Raw genomic sequence first — 16,674 nt, 5'->3', positions numbered from 1 at the left:
GAATCAGCAGTAGCGTCAGCGGTCGAATCAGCAGTAGCGTCAGCGGTCGAATCAGCAGTTGCGTCTACGCCCGTTTCAGCAGGATCAACCGTAATGGTTACTTGATCTTCGGAGGATCCGTCCGTTGCGGTGATGGTGTGTTGCCCCTCAGGGACGGCTGGGAACGTAGTGGTCCAGTTACCGTTTTCGTCAGTCGTAACGGTGACAGTGCTTCCACCATCGAGGCTAACCTCGATATCGGTGTTTGGTTCGCCGGTACCAGTTACTACGACATCGTCACCATCAGTGAAGGAGTCGGTGGGTACCGGGCTGGTGATAACGACATCAGCGTACTCAGCAGCAGCACGAACTGCCGAGGTACCCAGATCAACGCCAACTGCAAGCGCCGCAGCATCAGGCAAAACGTCAATTGCCAAAGCCGTAACGTAGTTCAGCTCACCCTCGGGAGCTGGGGCGACAGTCTGCGCAGCGGCAGAAGTTGCAGCAAGGTTGTTCACTTCCGAGCTTGCAATCGTGCCCTGCTCGTTGATGGTGATTTCCAGAACACCTTCAAGCAGTGGCTCGATCGCTCCGTCAATCAGTGGCGCGACGACATTGGCAACGGCAGCATTCAGGGCCCCTGGAAGCCCATCGACCACAGCGGTCACTTCCGTCAGAGTCGAATCCAAAATAGCGAATACCGAATCGGTAACGGCATCGAGAACTGCAGTCAGGTCTAGGCTGCCCGAGAGGAGTGACAGGGTGTTGTTAACGGTGAAGGCTTCACTGTTGCCATTCAGGAGATCGGCAAGCGAACCGCTGATATTGATGCCGCCATCGACAACGTCAACGAAGGCAACTTCAGCGTTTACATCTGCGGTCAGGGTGAACGTCGCTGTTGCGAGAGCATCGTTAACGGCAGTGGTCAGGTTGGTGACGACTTCGTCAAGCAGTCCAGTCAGCTCAGTGCTGATCTGCTGCGCGATTGCGTCATCCAGCAACTTGGTGTTGGCTGGCTGGTCGTTCAGTCCGCCTTCGACCACCTTGGAAAGGTCAATATTGACAGTCCCGGCACCTAAGTTCACCGAAACCAAACCCGATTCCGAGACCAATTCTTCGGACAACACTCCGTTTGCGATTCCAACGACGTCATCCAGTCCATTGATGGTCAGCTGGGAATTGGACAGGCCAACCTGAGCAACGAGTACATTGAGGTTGATGCCGTTGAGGGCAGCAACGAGATCGGATACCGTCCCGCCTTCGCCAACCAGGCCATCCAATGCGGTACCGAGTGCGGTCGTGGTAGAAGTTAGGGTCCCGTTGAGCTCGGTGAGCAGTGGGCTATGCAGGTCTACAGTCGCCGAAGCAATCTGGTACTCGTGCGTTGGATCCGCACCATCGGTGCGCTCAGTCGTGGAGCCTAGTGCACCCAGCTGCAGTTGAGCCTCGTCGAGAACTGCTTCGGTCAAGCCGTCGGCGCCGATCTGGCTGAACAGCTTGGTTAGATCGACGGTTGCTAGTTCGCCAGTATTCTGGTCAACAGCCAATGCACCGTCGGCACCCAGCACGCCTGCCGAAGCCTTGGCATGGGTTGGGGTATCAGCGATCGCGTAGGAGGACAGTGCGCCGGCCTGACCGAGGTCAAGGAGGCCGGTTCCATCTTCGCTGATTACTGGAAGGTTGATGGTCGGAAGCGTCAGATCCAGCGCTCCGTTAAGCGCCGCAACGTTCAATGGGTTTGCCTGGGCTTCAGGCGAGCTCGGGTTGGCCGAGAATGAGTAGCCGGCGTCAGCTACTTCTAGCCCGAGTCCGTCGACATTGATGACCTGGCCGAATGCTTCTGAATGATCCTCAGGAGCTGCATATGCTGCGGTTACGGTCGGAGCCACGAACAGGCTCGCGATGACTGCGCCAGCGAGCACCGGACGGGCCGCCTTGAGCTTCCCGCCCTTAGCTGGTGGCAAATTATCTGCTTGCACCACTATCCTCCAAAAGTTGGTTGTGATCTAGGGAACTCCAAAGAGCTCCATATTTGACCCTATGTTGGATGAACCTCGGCTCACAGGTTTCTTTCAGCCATTTCTTTGCATACTCAGGTCAAACTTCTTAGCCAGACGGCCAAAATCAATGACCAGCAGGTAATACTGACTAGTAATTTAAGTTCATGCCATTAGAGTAAATAATCTACTTTCGGATTCTGACCTGAAAATTTACCTGAACAGGAAATTAACAATGTGACAATAGCCTTGTAATGCTACCTGTCAAGCTAACGAATTAGGCCAGTTGACCATAGACTGTGAAACACCTGCTAGCTCGCCGCACACGTGAATGTGTTGAAAAGGCTTGGCAAGGATAACTGTGGGTTTTAAGCACTGAGGATTCTTGTATGTCGCATATCCGTATTCATCTGGCCGATAGTGACCATTTTTCGCGGGCCGGGGTTGCTGGCGTCCTAGCCGAGGCCAAGGACATGGAGATCGAACATGTTTCGGATTGCATGTCAGCGGCTGTTGAAGCGGCGAGCGAGTTGAAGCCAGATGTTGTCATTATGGAATCATCGCTGAACGGGACTGACCTGCTCAGCTCGATCCGGGAAATCGCCGAACAGACACCAACTACCAAGATTGTCGTGCTTGCTACCCGATACCGTCGCGACGAGATCACACAGGCCTACGATGCAGGCAGTTCGGCGCTGCTTTCGAAAAGTTCCATCAGTTCGGAATTGCCCAGTGCCTTGCGGATGCTAATCGCCGGGTACCAGCTGTTTGCCCAACCCGAAGATGGCTGGGAGCCGACAACGAGTATTGTCCGCCGAGCAACGCAGAAAACTGCCGTACGCAAACTTAGTGAACGTGATCGCAGCCTTACACGCTTGGTCGCGGCTGGCCTTACGAATTCGCAGATCGCACGCATCGCGCACATCTCCGAAGGATCCGTTAAGCTCCACTTGGCACGCATCATGGAGGAACTGGACGTGACCAATAGGGTGCAGCTTGCGGTCATTGCTACGGAATGCGGTCTAGTTACTTCAGCAGATCTGCAAATCGTCTAGCGAAAGGGCACGGCCGTTAGTACGCCGTGCGTAGTTGGCTGGCGGGGATCCACATTTCTTCGCCGTCACGGTCGATCCGCCGCCACGCGCCCTGTCGGGCCACAATGACAACTGCAGTATCTGCAGGCAGGATTCGCGCCAACGAATAGTGATCGCCAGGACCGCGACGCGCGTTCAAGCCAATGGTGGTCAGCGCACGCTGGTTGGGAACGGCAATCAATCCGCCTTTGGCTGGACGCGATGGAATCTCCTGCAAGTACATGCTTGGAACCCAGCCGAGCAATTTGCCGCACTGCACTTGGGACCATAGGCCCTGCTGGAGCATCGAGCGGACCTTGGATCCCTGGTCAATGACCTTGAGTACCGGATAACCGGTGCCGCCGCCCTTGCGCAGATTCAACGTAGCTGTCGTCATATGGGTGGCTTCGATCAATGAATAACGTGAAAGAACCGGCTCGGCTAGTTCGTCATCGTCTTCTGCAACTGCCGGCTCGTCGAATACCGCTGGAATCGGTTCAAGATAGATATTCGGCAACCAACCATACGTATGGTGCACGAGAACGTGCGCCCACGAGCCCTTGACCTCGATTAGCACCAGCTCGGTGCCTTGCTCCAAATGGCTTTGCACTACATAGTGGCGGCCGGCGCCCTTGCGCAGCTTGAGCGAGGCAGTCGTCCGGTGGGTATTGGCAACGGACGACGTCCGCGCCGACTGATGTGGAAAGCCCACCTGGTTCACGACCACCTCAACTGAAAAACTTAGGGAAGCAACCACCGGTTGCTTCCCTAAGTTTATTCCATATTTAGAAGATGCGTGCTTCGCAGCCTCTTAGGATGCGGAAGAGCGCGAGCCGAGTTCTGCGTCCAGTCGCAGCAGGCCGCTTCCGTCGTTGCCGATCATCTTGACGCGGTCCAGGATTTCACTAACGGTGGCTTCCTCTTCCACCTGCTCGTCGATGAACCAGTGCAGCAACGGCATGGAGTCGATGTCTCCCTCGGTCTGTGCCAAGCGGTACAGCTCGCGGATTGCTTCGGAGACCTTCTGCTCGTGCGCCAACGAGGCAGCGAACGCGTCGGCAACGCTGTTCACGTTCACGGTCGGTGCAGGCTGCTCGCCAATCTTCGGGTGTGCCGAACGGTCGGTCATGTGGGTCATGAACTTTTCCGCGTGCACGATTTCCTCGCCAGCCTGGGCGCGGAACCAACCAGCAATGCCTGGGAGGCTCAAAACGTCCATTTCAACTGCCAGCTGACGGTAAACCGTGGCTGCGGTTAGTTCGAGAGTTACCTGGGTGCTGAAGGCTTCTGCCAGTTTTCCTGTAAGTTCCATGCCACCAGAATAACCCTGCACAAGCGCCTTGTCACCGAAGTTTGGACTCACTTAGTCCAACCTGAATTAGGGAATCATCCCAAGTTGGGATCAAGTTAACATAGCCGATACTAACCTAGGTTAGGCCAACCGAACCGCTCGCAATCTACTTGCCCAACCCTGCCCGACGCAGTGCCTCAGCCATCGCGGTGTTGCCCGGCGCAGCAGGTTTGCCCTGGGCGGAACGGGCATTTCGGTTCTGCCCGTTCCGGTGCTGGCCAGTGCGTGCAGAACCACCGGTTCCCTGCCCCTTCCGCTCGCGCGGTCCGGAGCCCTTGGCTGTTTCCCCGGCCGCGGGCAGTTCATCGTCCAGGCGCAGGGTCAGCGAGATGCGCTTGCGCGCAATGTCCACGTCCAGCACCTTGACCTTGACAATCTGGCCGGAGCTGACGACCTCGCGAGGATCCGAAATGAACTTGTTGCTCATTGCCGAGACGTGAATCAGGCCGTCCTGATGGACACCGAGATCCACGAACGCACCGAAAGCCGCGACATTGGAGACTGTGCCTTCCATGATCATCCCCGGCTTGACGTCCTTGATGGACTCAACGCCTTCCTTCAGCGTAGCCGTCACGAACTCACCGCGCGGGTCACGGGCAGGCCGCCGCAGCTCGGCGATCACGTCGCGAATGGTTGGCTCGCCAAACTGCTCAGTGGCGAAGTCCTGCGGGTTCAGCTCCTCAAGCCGGCGGCCCTGGGCCTCGGCGCTGGCCTGCAGGGTCTTGGCCAACGCGTAGGCTTCAGGATGCACCGAGGACGCGTCGAGCTTCTCCTTGCCTCCGGTGATGCGCAGGAATCCCGCGCACTGCTCGAAAGCCTTGGCTCCCAGACGCGGTACCTTCAGCAAATCCTTGCGGGTGGCGAACGGTCCGTTGGCGTTGCGGTGATCCACGATGTTGCGGCTGAGCAATGGTCCTACGCCGGCCACACGGGCCAGCAGGGACGGCGATGCGGTATTCACATCGACGCCCACGGCATTCACGCAGTCCTCGACCACCGCGTCCAGTGCGCGGTCCAGCTTCGAGGCAGTGACATCATGCTGGTATTGCCCCACGCCGATGGACTTCGGATCGATCTTCACCAGCTCGGCCAGCGGGTCCTGCAAGCGGCGGGCAATCGATACCGCGCCACGCAGCGACACATCCATATCCGGCAGTTCCTGGCTGGCCAGTTCAGAGGCCGAGTACACCGAAGCGCCAGCTTCCGACACGATGACCTTGCTGATGCCCTCGCCGCCCAGCGCCTTGATGACTTCAGCCGCCAGGCGGTCCGTTTCACGCCCGGCCGTGCCATTGCCCACCGCAATCAGCGTCGTGCCGTGCTTCTTTGCCAGATTAGCCAGCACTGCGATGGATTCATTCCACTTATTGGCTGGTGCGTGCGGATAGATCGTCGCGGTTTCCACCGACTTGCCGGTCAGGTCCACCACGGCAACCTTCACACCGGTGCGCAGGCCTGGGTCCAAGCCCAGCACGGCCTTGTTGCCAGCCGGCGCAGCCAGCAAGACGTCGCGCAGGTTCGCCGCGAAGATCTTCACCGATTCATCTTCGGCGGCTTCGAACAATCGCGAACGCAGGTCGGATTCGAAACGGGTCAGCAGGCGGGCCTTCCACGCCAACCGCACGGTCTGCGCAATCCATTTGGCGGCAGGTGCATCGCCAGGAACATTCAGCCCCAGGGACGCGGCAATGGCGTTCTCATAATTGCCGCGGGCGTCGGCCAAAGCCTGTTCATCCCGTGGGTCAGCTTCGGCAAGCTGCAGATTCAGCACCCCTTCACGTTCGCCGCGCAACAGGGCAAGGACCCGGTGCGAGGGCAAGCGATCAAGATCTGCCACGTAGTCCAGGTAATCGGAGTACTTTCCCTGTCCTTCCGCGGTCGCGCCGGCGGCGACGCTGGCACCGATTTTTCCGGTCTTCCACAGGCGTTCGCGCAATTCCCCAGCGAGAACAACGTCTTGGGATACCCGCTCGGTCACGATGGAACGCGCGCCGGACAGCACATCGGCATCGGTGGCAAAACCTGCCTCCGGGTTCAGGTAGCCGGCAGCTGCCTGCACCGGATCCGTCGATGGATCAGAGAGCAGCAGATCAGCCAGGGGTTCCAATCCGGCTTCGCGGGCAATCTGCGCTTTGGTGCGGCGCTTTGACTTGAATGGCAGGTAAAGGTCTTCGAGCTCCGCCTTGGTGCCGGCCGCACGAATGGCCTGGGCCAGCTGGTCTGTCAGCTTTCCGGCTTCGGCAATGGCTTCAAGGACAGCCGCTCGGCGGTCCTCCAGCTCGCGCAGGTACCGCAGACGTTCTTCGAGCAAACGCAGCTGGCTATCGCTGAGCATGCCTGTGACTTCCTTGCGGTAGCGGGCAATAAAGGGAACCGTTGATCCGGAGTCCAAGAGCTCGATCGCTGCCTTGATCTGCCATGGTGCCACAGCGGATTCGCTGGAAAGTTCCCTGGCCAGTTGGGCAATGATGTGCTGCCCGGTCGCGCTGTCTTTTGCGGTGTTATTCTGCTCGCTAGTCACCGATCCATTGTGCATCATGCGGTCCGATCTTCTGATGATCGACTCGGTTGGCATTCAGCAGAAACTCAATCTCCGTAGCTATGATTTGTTGTTATGGGGATTGTGAAAGTTCGAAAGTCAGCGGCGCTAATTGCTATTTCAAGCATGGCGCTTTTGAGCAGCGGATGCGCATTTGTCGAGGACACTGCGGCCGATGCAGCCAACCAGCTGACTGATGCAGCGTCCAAGGAAATCGTGCGCCAGGCCTGCGCTCCCGTCCAGGACGGCACGATCGACGCAAGCGAACTTCGCGTCCTCTCATCCATAGTGAAATCAGTTCAAGGCGGCGGCCTGCCACAGGAATTGGTTGATGTGCTCCAAGAGCTGGCGAACTCCGGAGACCACGCACCTGAAGCCCTGCAGCAGCGCCTGGTCGAGATTTGCGACGAAGCGACAATTTCCAACTAGTCGCCGTTGGCCGCACCAAGTACCGGCTGATCTAGACTTTTCTCATGGTCGAAATTCCAACAAGCGGCAAAGTACGTCTCGATGCATGGCTGTGGGCGGTGCGCATCTACAAGACCCGTTCGGCAGCGACCACCGCCTGCCGCGCCGGGCACGTCCGCTTGAACGGCGACCCGGTAAAAGCTTCTCAAGCTGTGGTTTCCGGTGATCGCATCCGTGTGCGCAAAGACGGTTTCGACCGCGATCTGGAAGTCAGCGGGCTAATCTCGAAGCGTGTTGGCGCGCCCGTTGCCGCCAAGTGCTACATCGACCACACCCCGCCCCGCGAGCGCCTGATCATTCCCCAGGTACCGATTCGCGAGCGTGGCGCCGGCCGGCCCACCAAGAAAGACCGCCGCGAAATGGACCGATTGCGGGATTCCTGGCAGGCCCCAGCGCCAGATGCTGATCTGTTCTAGGACAGCTCTATCGCCGGAACGTCGGTGGTGAATCCGAAGATCTGCGCGTAGAAAGCCAGGGAGCTTTCCAACGCCTTGATGATGTTCTCCGACTTCCTGAAACCGTGCTGTTCCCCTTCAAAGAGGATGTAGGCATGGTCGATGCCGCGTTCGGCGAGCGCGTCAGCCACCACCTGCGACTGCGCCGGCGGCACCACCTTGTCTTCATCGCCCTGCAGCAGCAGTACCGGGCAGGAAATCTTGGACACGTGGTTGATTGGCGCGCGCTTTTCATACAGTTCAGCGGCTTCCGGGTACGGTCCCACCAGCGAGAACATGTACTGGGATTCGAAGTCGTGGGTGTCCTGCACCAGGCCCACCAGATCCGAGACTCCGTAGCGGCTGATGCCTGCGGTGAAGGCATCCGAGAAGGTCAGTGCGCACAGCACGGTCCACCCGCCAGCGCTGCCGCCTTCGATGCCGATGCGTGCGGGGTCGGCGATACCCTGCGCCACCAGCGCATTGACCACGGCGACAGTATCGGCCACATCGACTACGCCCCAGGCACCGCGCAGGCGGTTGCGGTATTCACGGCCGTAGCCGGTGGAGCCGCCATAGTTCACGTCAACGACGCCGATCCCGCGGGAGGTGTAGTAGGCCACCGTGGCGCTGAGCGTCGGCGAAGCCTGGCTGGTCGGCCCGCCGTGCACGAAGGTGACGAATGGCGGCAATTCGCCCTCCATTCCTGCATAGCCTTCCTGGGATGGCCGGTAGAGCAAGGCATGGACGGATTGTCCCGCGAGGTTCTTGCACTCGAATTCCTCGACGTCTGGAAGCATCGCTGGGTCCGGCTGCTGGGCGATCGCACGGGTCACCGCGTGATGCTCCAGGGTATCGAGGTTGATCAAGGTAATTTCTTCGCCCTGGGTCATCGATGACGTGCCGGCAAGCAGCCAGCCTTCACGCAGCTCGTAGGGGCGGATGCGGGTAAACGGCAGGTCGAAGTCCTCCAGTCCCCCGGTATCCGCGTGCAGACGTGCCAGTCTGGTGGTGCCGGTGCCGTAGGAGCAGAGCATGGTGCGGGCGCTTTCTGCCAGGTACCACCCGGTACCTACCTGCCAGAGCGGGCCAGCGAATTCTGCGGGACGGTCAACCAGCCGGGTGATGCGCGCCGAGCTGTCCTGGTAGAGGTAAGGGTTCCACCAGCCGCTGGCATCGGAGATGAAGGCCAACTGGTCATCATCAAGCCACTCTGGCTGCATGACCGAGATATCTGCTCCACCAGCAATGACAGTGTCCTTGAGTTCGCCTTCGCCAGCGAAATCGGCCAGGTGCAGTTCGGTGGAGTCCCACGGCATATTCGGGTGTTCCCAGCTGATCCAGGACAACCGCGTTCCAGCTGGATTCATCCGAGGCGCTGCGACAAATCGTGCCGGGGCGCTGAGCACGCGGATCTTGTCCAGGTCCTCGGCGGCGCTGCCGTCCAGCGGGATTTGCACGATATGGCGTACCGGTTCTGCTCGCAGGTCTTCCATGATGGCCAGGATGGAATCTTCCGGGCCTTCGGTGAATTCTGCGAATCTCAGCTGCGGATCGGCGCCGTTGCCGCTAGCCGGAGTCAGTGCCGTCGGGTTGTGCGTGCCTGCGGCTTGGGAGTACACCCGCTGGTCAGAGAAGTTCACGAAGACAATGGCCGGCGTGCTGCCTTCAATGAGCATCCAGCTGGCGCCGCCGTATTCGTGGACTCGGGAGCGCACGTTGTACGGGGACTGGATGAGTTCTGCGCCGGGCGTGCCGTCGGTGCCGTATTCCATAAGGGTGATGCGCCCGCCCTCGGCGGGACGGCCTTCTTGGACAATCAGCTTGTCCCCGTAGAAGCAGGCACCGCCCAGTGGCTTGGTTCCTGCTGCAACGTCATGCGCGGAAATCGATGATGGCCAGGATCCAAAGGGCAAGTGCTTAGGCATATTCTTGATCCTAGCGATCTTTGCGATTCATCACGACCCTCGACAAGCATCAATTCAGTGCGCTTGGATTGATCCATGACGAGATATGCAGTTTTCCTGCGTGGTGTGAACGTCGGCGGGGTCAAAGTCCTGATGAAAGACCTGGTCCATCTGCTAGAAGATGCTGGTTTCACCGACGTGAAAACACTACTGGCCAGTGGCAATGCCGTGCTCAGCGCACGCACCGACGACCCGCTGGCCGTCAAGGAAAAATGCGATGCGGTCCTGGCCGAGCACTACCAGCGACCGATTCCCACGATTGTCTGCACCGTCAAGGAGGTCCAGCGGCTGTCCCAGCCTTTCCCGCTGCCCCTGCCTGAACCGGCCAGCGAGCACCACGGGTATTTCACGCTCTGCGAATCAGCTGCGGATGCCCAGGCGTTGGGCGCTGCCATCCAGGACCTGGCTGAGCCCGCAACCCATCTGGTCCAGGACCGTGCCGTGGCATGGATTGTCCGCAAGGGGCAGAGCACCACGAATCCCATCGGGAAGCTCATGGACGCCCAGGCGAAGCACCGGCTGGTGACGACCCGGAACCACAACACCCTGGTCAAGGTCGCAAAGATTCTTGGCTGAGATCTCCGGTGAGCAATAATTGAGCCTTGTCCCCCTGATTGACCTGCAAAAGGCTCCGGAATGTACATCCTGATCGAACTCATTGGCATCTTCTTCTTCGCCGTCGCGGGTTCCTTGATGGCTGCGCGCCGCGGCTTCGACCTGCTCGGCTCGGCCTTCCTCGGCGGAGTCTGCGGCTTGGGCGGCGGAGTGGTGCGGGATTTGATTCTCAATCAATCACCAGCGACGTTCGAGCACCCGGTCTACTTTGTGCCTCCGGTGCTCGCTGCCCTTTGCGTTTATGCATTTACCCCCGCGGTGCAGAAGCTGCACCGGCTGGTCCAGCTCTTCGATGCGGCAGGATTGGGCCTATTCTGCGTCACCGGTACGCTCAAGGCCCTTGAAAACGACTTCAATCCGGTCACCGCGGTCCTGCTCGGTGTCATCACCAGCGTAGGCGGCGGCTTGATGCGCGATGTCATCTCCAATGTGACCCCGGATTTGTTCAACCCGCGCGACATCTATGCGCTGGCCGCAATGGTGGGTGCGGCGCTTACCGCCGTGGCATGGCATCTGGGTGTGATGAACGTTCCCGTCGGTGCGGGCATTGCCGCCTTGGCGTTTGCCATCCGCGTCGCGTCCATCCGCTTCAGCTGGTCGGTGCCGTTGGCCGCGGGCCATTGGCATCGATCCCATCCCGCGCCTGGGAGCAACGATGGCCCCCAGCGCCACTACTAGTCGATGCGCTCGAGCTTGCCCAGCTCTTCGGTGCCTGGCGAATCGTCTTCGATGGTGCGCGGAGGGTTGATGATGATCGCACCGATCAGCATCACCACGACGCAGCCGCCCAGCATGGAGAAGGCGGCTCCCCACGAATCGGTGGCCTTCTGCACCACGCCGAAGAGCATCGGAACCACCGCGGCACCGGCATAGCCCAGGCCCTGGGCGAAGCCCGAGAGCACCCCCGAGCCGTAGGTGGTGCGCGAACGCAGGTTCATCATCAGCAAGGCGATGGCGAAGGTGCCCTGCCCGAGCCCGGCCAGGCAGATCCACAGCGCCGTGTTCTGCGTTGGCGACAGGTAGATGCCCAGGTGCCCGGAGATCCAGCAGGCGGTGAAGACCAGCACTGCAATGATCGGGTGCTTCAGGCGTGGCACCCAGAGCGGGACCAGGAGGCTGACCGGCAGGCCGAGGATGGCGAAGAGCGCGAGCATGTTGCCGGCGGCCAGTTCGTCCAGGCCGCGGTCCTGCAGGTACGGCGGAAGCCAGGTGAAGTAGACGTAGGTCTGTGCCGAGTTTCCGGCCAGGAAAATTGCCAGGCCCCATGCCACCTTAGACTTCCAGGGGTTGATCTTGGCGATCGGCTGCGCGATCCCGCTGGGGTGCACCGGGTTATCCGGGCGTTGCGTCCCGCGGTCGGCGACGAGCTGCACCAGCCACGGCACCAGGACGATGCCAGACAGGGCGGCCCAGGAGCCGATGGACACCTTCCAGTCGCTGAGGTTGGCCAGCGGGACAGAGAACTGCGGGGCCATCCAGGTGCCGACGGCCAGCATCGTGACATAGCCGCTGGTGACCATGCCGATGCGGTCCGGGAAGTACTTCTTGACCAATGGCGGCAGCACCACGTTGCCCATGCCGTAGCCGGCCAAGGTGATGATCGACAGGGCGAGGAAGGAGTAGACCTCGGGCATGAAGACCCGGGCGACCTGGCCGATGACTGCCAATGCCAGCGAGATCATCAGGGTTTTTTCCAGACCGAACGCCTTGATCAGCCGCGGGGTGAGCAACCCGAAGACCGCGAACGCAATGGGTGCGAGCATGGCCAGCAGGCCGGTGGTGAACTCCGTGAATTCGACGTCCGACTCAATGCGGGAGAGCAGTGGGGATACGGAGACCACTGCGGCGCGGAGCGAGAGCGCCAGCAGCAGGATGCCAAGCAGCGCTCCAACTCGTCCACTGATTGGAGAAGCAACGCTCTGGTTCTTCATTGTTTTCTACCTGCTCGCTATTCGTTGAGGTTTCCCAACTTTTTTATTTTCGAAACCAACTCTAGTAAGCGATCGAGCTCACCATCAAAATTACGCTCGTACCAAGTCCCGGGCAGGGCCAGGTTTGCGTAGAGCCCCTCGCCGGCAAGCATCACCAGATGCGCGATGTCCTTGCTGCCGACTTCATCCAGAATGCACCGGTACCACCGCTCATTGGTGCTCTCGATTTTCTCCGTCGCCGCCTTGACCCCGGCCTGGGCCAGGCGCTGCAGGGCCACCAGATGCCGGTCCAGTTCGGTATCGACTTCCGCGCTGGTGCGCACGTAATAAACCGACGCGCCCTCCGCCGCGGTGCGCATCGACTCTGCATCCCGGGCAACATGCTCCTCCGCGGCTTCGATGACTGCGTCGGCCAAGGCTTCCTTGGATGCGAAGTGGTACAGCAGCCCTCCCTTGGAGACTCCAGCGCGTGCGGCCGTGGCGTCCAGCGTGGCAGCCCGCTCCCCTTCTTCGCACAATAGTGCGATGTAGGCGTCAAGCACTTTGCCGCGGGCAGCGGGTGGGCGAGCCATAGTTCTCCTTTTCCAGGGCATAGTTCGTGATCGATCTGACTTTACCAACAATTGTAACTGTACCGTCTAGACGGTACAGTTACTAATTGCGGCAGAGAACCGCGCATTCCACTTCCTACCCAAGGGCGAACGTCATGACCTCGAATATCTCCGAACGCGCACTCATGCTCAGCAAGCCGCGCCGTTGGGCGGCGCTGGTTGTCCTGCTGTTCCCCGTCCTGCTGATTTCCGTCGACAACACCGTGCTTTCCTTCGCGGTGCCGGCAATCACCGAAGCGCTGTCCCCAACCGGAAACCAGCTGCTGTGGATCATCGACATCTACCCGCTGATCCTGGCCGGATTGCTGGTGCCAATGGGTTCGCTGGGCGACCGCATCGGCCGGCGCAAGCTGCTGCTGATCGGCGCTACCGGCTTCGCGCTGGTCTCGGCACTGGCAGCCTTCGCCACGGACGCCACACAGCTGGTCGCGGCCCGCGCCCTGCTGGGCATCTTCGGCGCCATGCTGATGCCGGCCACGCTGTCGCTGATCCGAAACATCTTCCCGGATGATATTGAACGCCGCACTGCCATTGCGGTCTGGGCGGCTGCATTCTCCGGCGGCGCAGTGCTGGGCCCAATTGTCGGCGGCGTGCTGCTGGAGCACTTCTGGTGGGGCTCGGTCTTCCTGATGGCCGTGCCAATGCTGCTTCCCCTGCTGATCGGCGGCATGATCCTTGTTCCCGAATCCAAGGACCCGAACCCTGGCCGTGTGGATCCATTCTCGATCCTGCTGGTCGTCTTCACCCTGCTGCCTTTCGTTTACGCGATCAAGACCGCGGTCAGCGCGCCGTGGTACTTCTCAGCCGCGGCCATCGTCCTCGCCATTGTGTGCGGCGTTGCTTTCGTGCGCCGCCAGCTCAAGTCCCAGCAGCCGATGCTCGATGTCCGCCTATTCAGCAACGCGCTGTTCTCGGGCGCGCTGATGGTCAACTTGATCGGCATCTTCTCGCTGGTGGGCTTCATCTACTTCGTCTCCCAGCATCTGCAGCTCATTGCAGGGTTCTCCCCGCTCCAGGCCGGGCTCTGGATGACACCCGGCCTGGTGCTGACCATGGGCTTCGGATTGCTCTCGGTGGCACTGTCCCGCCGTTTCGGCACGCCGAATGTCATGGCCATTGGCCTGATCCTCTCCGCGGTCGCCTACCTCATGGTGATCATGGCAGGAGAAGGCTCCAACACCTTCTTGCTGCTGGCCGCATTCGCTGTCCTGGGCACGGGCATCGGCATGACCGAGACCTTGTCCAATGACATGGTGCTCGCCGCGGTTCCAGCCTCCAAGGCCGGCGCGGCCTCGGCCATCTCGGAAACCGCCTACGAGGTGGGATCGGTGCTGGGTGTCGCGGTACTGGGAACCATCTTGAATACCGTCTATACCTCTCGGCTGCTGGTTCCAGGCTCGCTCACCGACACCCAGGCGCAGCTGGCAGGTGAGACATTGGGTGGTGCACATCAGGTGGCCGCTTCGCTGCAGCCTGCCGACGCGCAAGCCCTGCTGGACGCCGCCGCGCTGGCCTTCGACCACGGCGTGGTGCTCACCTCAGGCATTGCCGCCGTCTTGTCGCTGATCGCCGCCGCAGTGGTGTTCCGCGTTATCAAACCGGCATTTCGATGAACTCGGCGAACCAGTTACCCAAATTTTTGATTAATTGGTTCAAAGTTGTTCATTTGTCGCCAGCAAACACGTAGGCTAGGCAATGTAGTTCCAAAGTAATTCGCGAAGTACCCGTTAGAAGTTTGTGAATGTCTTACCACCTCGGTTGACGCGAGCCCCTTCTAGACGTGAAGTGAATGACTTGGCTGCTTCGCATCATTCGTCATCCTTCCCGGATGCCGAACGGTGCGTAGATTACAACCAAGCTCGCCAGCTAAACGGCGAGAAACGTCTGAAAGGACCAAATAAGAATATGGCAACCGGAATCGTCAAGTGGTTCAACGCTGAAAAGGGCTTCGGCTTCATCGCTCCAGACAGCGGCGATCCAGACGTCTTCGCACATTTCTCCGCAATCCAGACCCAGGGCTTCCGCACCCTGGACGAGGGCCAGAAGGTGGAGTTCGAAGTCGTTGAGGGTCCAAAGGGTCTGCAGGCTGCAGACATTCGCGCTCTCTAAAGCAGGGCTTTGGCACTTACGCCAGACTTAGCCCAGGAAACGGCTATCCGCACAGCGGGTAGCCGTTTCCTGCGTCTGCGGCAGTAATTGCAGGAATACTTCCTAGCTATCGGCGGTTGTACCGGATGTGAAGCTTTCTATTCTGGATCTGGCACCGGTTGCACCCGGGTCAACGATTTCCGATTCTTTCAAGTCCTCCGTCCGACTGGCGCAAACCGCAGAACGCCATGGGTATGAACGCGTCTGGTACGCGGAACATCACAATATGCCCACCATCGCTTCCAGCGCGACCTCGCTGCTGATCAGCCACATTGCCCACCACACCGAAACCATCCGGCTGGGCTCGGGCGGCATCATGCTGCCGAACCACTCCCCGCTGGTGATCGCCGAGCAGTTCGGCACGCTGGCCGAAATCTACGGCGACCGCATCGACCTGGGCTTGGGCCGCGCCCCGGGAACCGACATGACCACCTTGCGCGCCTTGCGCCGTGATCCCTCGGCTGCAGATTCCTTCCCGCATGACGTGCTGGAACTGCAGGCTTACCTGGCTGGCGATTCCCGGGTTCCCACCGTGGCGGCAACCCCGGGTGCAGGGACCAACGTCCCGCTGTACATTTTGGGATCCTCGCTTTTCGGCGCAAAGCTCGCAGCCCAGCTGGGCCTTCCATATTCCTTCGCTTCGCATTTCGCACCTGCGGCGCTGCATGAGGCAATCCGCATCTACCGCGACGAATTCACCCCATCAGAGCAGCTGGCTGAACCGTATGTCATTGCCGGAGTAGGCGTACTGGCTGCGGAAACTGCCGAGCGCGCGCATGAACTGCTGGAAGTTGCCCAGCGCCATCGGGTCGCCAGCTTCATCGGACGCTCGGCGAAGAAGGAGTTCACCGAAGCGGAGATCGATATGCTCATGGATACTCCGCAGGCGCAGCAGATCTTGGACATGATGCGCTACACGGCAGTGGGCACCGGGGAGCAGGTAGCTGAATACTTGCGCCACTTCGCTTCGGCAGCGCAGGCGGATGAACTGATCACCATCCATTACCCCACCGAGGAGCAGGCCCGGCTGGATTCGGTGATGATTACCGCCGAGGCCTGCCAGCTGGCTATTGCCCAGTAATTCCGATCCAGCGCTTTGCTGCCATCACCAGCAGCGCCACCAGGGCGAGGGTCAAGCAGAACTCGACGCCAATATAGGCATAGTGCCATAGCGATCCGCCATCCGAATTTCCAGCAAGTACCGCATCGGTACGCGCGGAAAGTCCAGGGCGGATCGCTGCGGTTTTAAGCAGCAGCATCAGTCCGACCAGTCCTACGCCCCAACTCCATGCCTTGCCGGCACCATGCTTGAGCGAACCGGCCAGCAGGGCGATGAAGAACAGGATCTCGACCATGTTCATGGCGAAAAAGACCCGGCGGCCAATGCCCAAACCCAAGGGAATGGTAATCCCGGGTGCGGTGAATTTAAGTGGCGCCTCGATGAACGAGATGCCGATAATCAGGCCGAGCCACAGTGCAGGAATGTAGATCCGTGCGGCCACAGCCCACTTGGCGCCCGTGGAGGGGGTCTGCAGAGAACTAGTCATGCTTCCACAGTACG

General features: G+C 60.0%; 16 protein-coding genes. 8 read left to right on the top strand and 8 right to left on the bottom strand.

Annotated elements, in window-relative coordinates:
* A partial coding sequence (locus ANI01nite_RS15335) for a choice-of-anchor G family protein (RefSeq protein WP_141359026.1) occupies positions 1-1,943 on the bottom strand: 1,943 nt, incomplete at its 3' end.
* 422 nt (positions 1,944-2,365) lie between these two features.
* Between ANI01nite_RS15335 and ANI01nite_RS15330 the strand changes: the two genes are divergently transcribed.
* Positions 2,366-3,031, top strand: a complete 666-nt coding sequence (locus ANI01nite_RS15330; RefSeq protein WP_141359024.1) for a response regulator transcription factor — start codon at positions 2,366-2,368, stop codon at positions 3,029-3,031.
* A gap of 16 nt (positions 3,032-3,047) precedes the next feature.
* Here ANI01nite_RS15330 and ANI01nite_RS15325 read toward each other — a convergent pair whose 3' ends face one another.
* The 3 genes from ANI01nite_RS15325 to ANI01nite_RS15315 form a co-directional block, all read right to left on the bottom strand.
* Entirely contained in the window at positions 3,048-3,761 is a 714-nt protein-coding gene (locus ANI01nite_RS15325) for an SH3 domain-containing protein (protein ID WP_141359022.1), read from the bottom strand.
* Positions 3,762-3,860: 99 nt separating this feature from the next.
* Positions 3,861-4,361 (bottom strand): ferritin, encoded by a 501-nt coding sequence (locus ANI01nite_RS15320; protein WP_038991642.1) that lies wholly within the window; start codon positions 4,359-4,361, stop codon positions 3,861-3,863.
* A 145-nt stretch (positions 4,362-4,506) separates the two neighbouring features.
* On the bottom strand, positions 4,507-6,939 hold the full coding sequence (locus ANI01nite_RS15315; RefSeq protein ID WP_371858980.1) for a Tex family protein: 2,433 nt from the start codon (positions 6,937-6,939) through the stop codon (positions 4,507-4,509).
* A 126-nt stretch (positions 6,940-7,065) separates the two neighbouring features.
* On the opposite strand from ANI01nite_RS15315, the gene ANI01nite_RS15310 reads away from it, so the two are divergent.
* Both ANI01nite_RS15310 and ANI01nite_RS15305 read left to right on the top strand, forming a co-directional pair.
* Complete coding sequence (locus tag ANI01nite_RS15310) at positions 7,066-7,368, top strand: hypothetical protein (protein ID WP_255314571.1); 303 nt, start codon at positions 7,066-7,068, stop codon at positions 7,366-7,368.
* A gap of 44 nt (positions 7,369-7,412) precedes the next feature.
* Positions 7,413-7,823 (top strand): RNA-binding S4 domain-containing protein, encoded by a 411-nt coding sequence (locus ANI01nite_RS15305; RefSeq protein WP_038991637.1) that lies wholly within the window; start codon positions 7,413-7,415, stop codon positions 7,821-7,823.
* On the opposite strand, the gene ANI01nite_RS15300 is transcribed toward ANI01nite_RS15305, so the two are convergent.
* Positions 7,820-9,769, bottom strand: a complete 1,950-nt coding sequence (locus ANI01nite_RS15300) for a S9 family peptidase (RefSeq protein WP_141359016.1) — start codon at positions 9,767-9,769, stop codon at positions 7,820-7,822. The two genes, ANI01nite_RS15305 and ANI01nite_RS15300, sit on opposite strands and share 4 nt — an antisense overlap.
* Before the next feature lie 75 nt (positions 9,770-9,844).
* On the opposite strand from ANI01nite_RS15300, the gene ANI01nite_RS15295 reads away from it, so the two are divergent.
* Together ANI01nite_RS15295 and ANI01nite_RS15290 are read left to right on the top strand one after the other, a co-directional pair.
* Entirely contained in the window at positions 9,845-10,384 is a 540-nt protein-coding gene (locus ANI01nite_RS15295; protein WP_073707914.1) for a DUF1697 domain-containing protein, read from the top strand.
* A 60-nt stretch (positions 10,385-10,444) separates the two neighbouring features.
* Positions 10,445-11,101 (top strand): trimeric intracellular cation channel family protein, encoded by a 657-nt coding sequence (locus tag ANI01nite_RS15290; protein ID WP_038991632.1) that lies wholly within the window; start codon positions 10,445-10,447, stop codon positions 11,099-11,101.
* On the opposite strand, the gene ANI01nite_RS15285 is transcribed toward ANI01nite_RS15290, so the two are convergent.
* Complete coding sequence (locus ANI01nite_RS15285; protein ID WP_141359014.1) at positions 11,098-12,354, bottom strand: MFS transporter; 1,257 nt, start codon at positions 12,352-12,354, stop codon at positions 11,098-11,100. The two genes, ANI01nite_RS15290 and ANI01nite_RS15285, sit on opposite strands and share 4 nt — an antisense overlap.
* 17 nt (positions 12,355-12,371) lie before the next feature.
* Complete coding sequence (locus ANI01nite_RS15280; protein ID WP_038991629.1) at positions 12,372-12,926, bottom strand: TetR/AcrR family transcriptional regulator; 555 nt, start codon at positions 12,924-12,926, stop codon at positions 12,372-12,374.
* Between the two features lie 134 nt (positions 12,927-13,060).
* Between ANI01nite_RS15280 and ANI01nite_RS15275 the strand changes: the two genes are divergently transcribed.
* The 3 genes from ANI01nite_RS15275 to ANI01nite_RS15265 all read left to right on the top strand — a co-directional run bounded on the left by ANI01nite_RS15275 (position 13,061) and on the right by ANI01nite_RS15265 (position 16,194).
* Complete coding sequence (locus tag ANI01nite_RS15275; protein ID WP_121867270.1) at positions 13,061-14,578, top strand: MFS transporter; 1,518 nt, start codon at positions 13,061-13,063, stop codon at positions 14,576-14,578.
* Positions 14,579-14,870: 292 nt separating this feature from the next.
* The gene (locus ANI01nite_RS15270; RefSeq protein WP_013349999.1) at positions 14,871-15,074 is read left to right on the top strand and encodes a cold-shock protein; all 204 of its coding nucleotides are present in this window, start codon (positions 14,871-14,873) and stop codon (positions 15,072-15,074) included.
* A 127-nt stretch (positions 15,075-15,201) separates the two neighbouring features.
* Positions 15,202-16,194 (top strand): LLM class flavin-dependent oxidoreductase, encoded by a 993-nt coding sequence (locus ANI01nite_RS15265; protein ID WP_141359012.1) that lies wholly within the window; start codon positions 15,202-15,204, stop codon positions 16,192-16,194.
* Here ANI01nite_RS15265 and ANI01nite_RS15260 read toward each other — a convergent pair.
* Positions 16,181-16,660: a hypothetical protein gene (locus tag ANI01nite_RS15260; RefSeq protein ID WP_141359010.1), complete on the bottom strand. Its 480-nt coding sequence runs from the start codon at positions 16,658-16,660 to the stop codon at positions 16,181-16,183. The two genes, ANI01nite_RS15265 and ANI01nite_RS15260, sit on opposite strands and share 14 nt — an antisense overlap.
* Between the last annotated feature and the right edge of the window lie 14 nt (positions 16,661-16,674).

Source organism: Glutamicibacter nicotianae, assembly GCF_006539525.1.
GTDB classification, from domain to species: domain Bacteria; phylum Actinomycetota; class Actinomycetes; order Actinomycetales; family Micrococcaceae; genus Glutamicibacter; species Glutamicibacter nicotianae.
The sequence above is the reverse complement of the archived record's forward strand: the minus strand, read 5'-3'. Positions and strand labels throughout refer to the sequence as shown.

Excerpts from the sequence above, each read along its gene's own strand:
- ANI01nite_RS15330 (WP_141359024.1), top strand. The coding sequence starts at position 2,366 with ATGTCGCATATCCGTATTCATCTGGCCGATAGTGACCATTTTTCGCGG.
- ANI01nite_RS15320 (WP_038991642.1), bottom strand. The coding sequence starts at position 4,361 with ATGGAACTTACAGGAAAACTGGCAGAAGCCTTCAGCACCCAGGTAACT.
- ANI01nite_RS15315 (WP_371858980.1), bottom strand. The coding sequence starts at position 6,939 with ATGATGCACAATGGATCGGTGACTAGCGAGCAGAATAACACCGCAAAA.
- ANI01nite_RS15310 (WP_255314571.1), top strand. The coding sequence starts at position 7,066 with ATGGCGCTTTTGAGCAGCGGATGCGCATTTGTCGAGGACACTGCGGCC.
- ANI01nite_RS15305 (WP_038991637.1), top strand. The coding sequence starts at position 7,413 with ATGGTCGAAATTCCAACAAGCGGCAAAGTACGTCTCGATGCATGGCTG.
- ANI01nite_RS15300 (WP_141359016.1), bottom strand. The coding sequence starts at position 9,769 with ATGCCTAAGCACTTGCCCTTTGGATCCTGGCCATCATCGATTTCCGCG.
- ANI01nite_RS15295 (WP_073707914.1), top strand. The coding sequence starts at position 9,845 with ATGACGAGATATGCAGTTTTCCTGCGTGGTGTGAACGTCGGCGGGGTC.
- ANI01nite_RS15290 (WP_038991632.1), top strand. The coding sequence starts at position 10,445 with ATGTACATCCTGATCGAACTCATTGGCATCTTCTTCTTCGCCGTCGCG.
- ANI01nite_RS15285 (WP_141359014.1), bottom strand. The coding sequence starts at position 12,354 with ATGAAGAACCAGAGCGTTGCTTCTCCAATCAGTGGACGAGTTGGAGCG.
- ANI01nite_RS15280 (WP_038991629.1), bottom strand. The coding sequence starts at position 12,926 with ATGGCTCGCCCACCCGCTGCCCGCGGCAAAGTGCTTGACGCCTACATC.
- ANI01nite_RS15275 (WP_121867270.1), top strand. The coding sequence starts at position 13,061 with ATGACCTCGAATATCTCCGAACGCGCACTCATGCTCAGCAAGCCGCGC.
- ANI01nite_RS15270 (WP_013349999.1), top strand. The coding sequence starts at position 14,871 with ATGGCAACCGGAATCGTCAAGTGGTTCAACGCTGAAAAGGGCTTCGGC.
- ANI01nite_RS15260 (WP_141359010.1), bottom strand. The coding sequence starts at position 16,660 with ATGACTAGTTCTCTGCAGACCCCCTCCACGGGCGCCAAGTGGGCTGTG.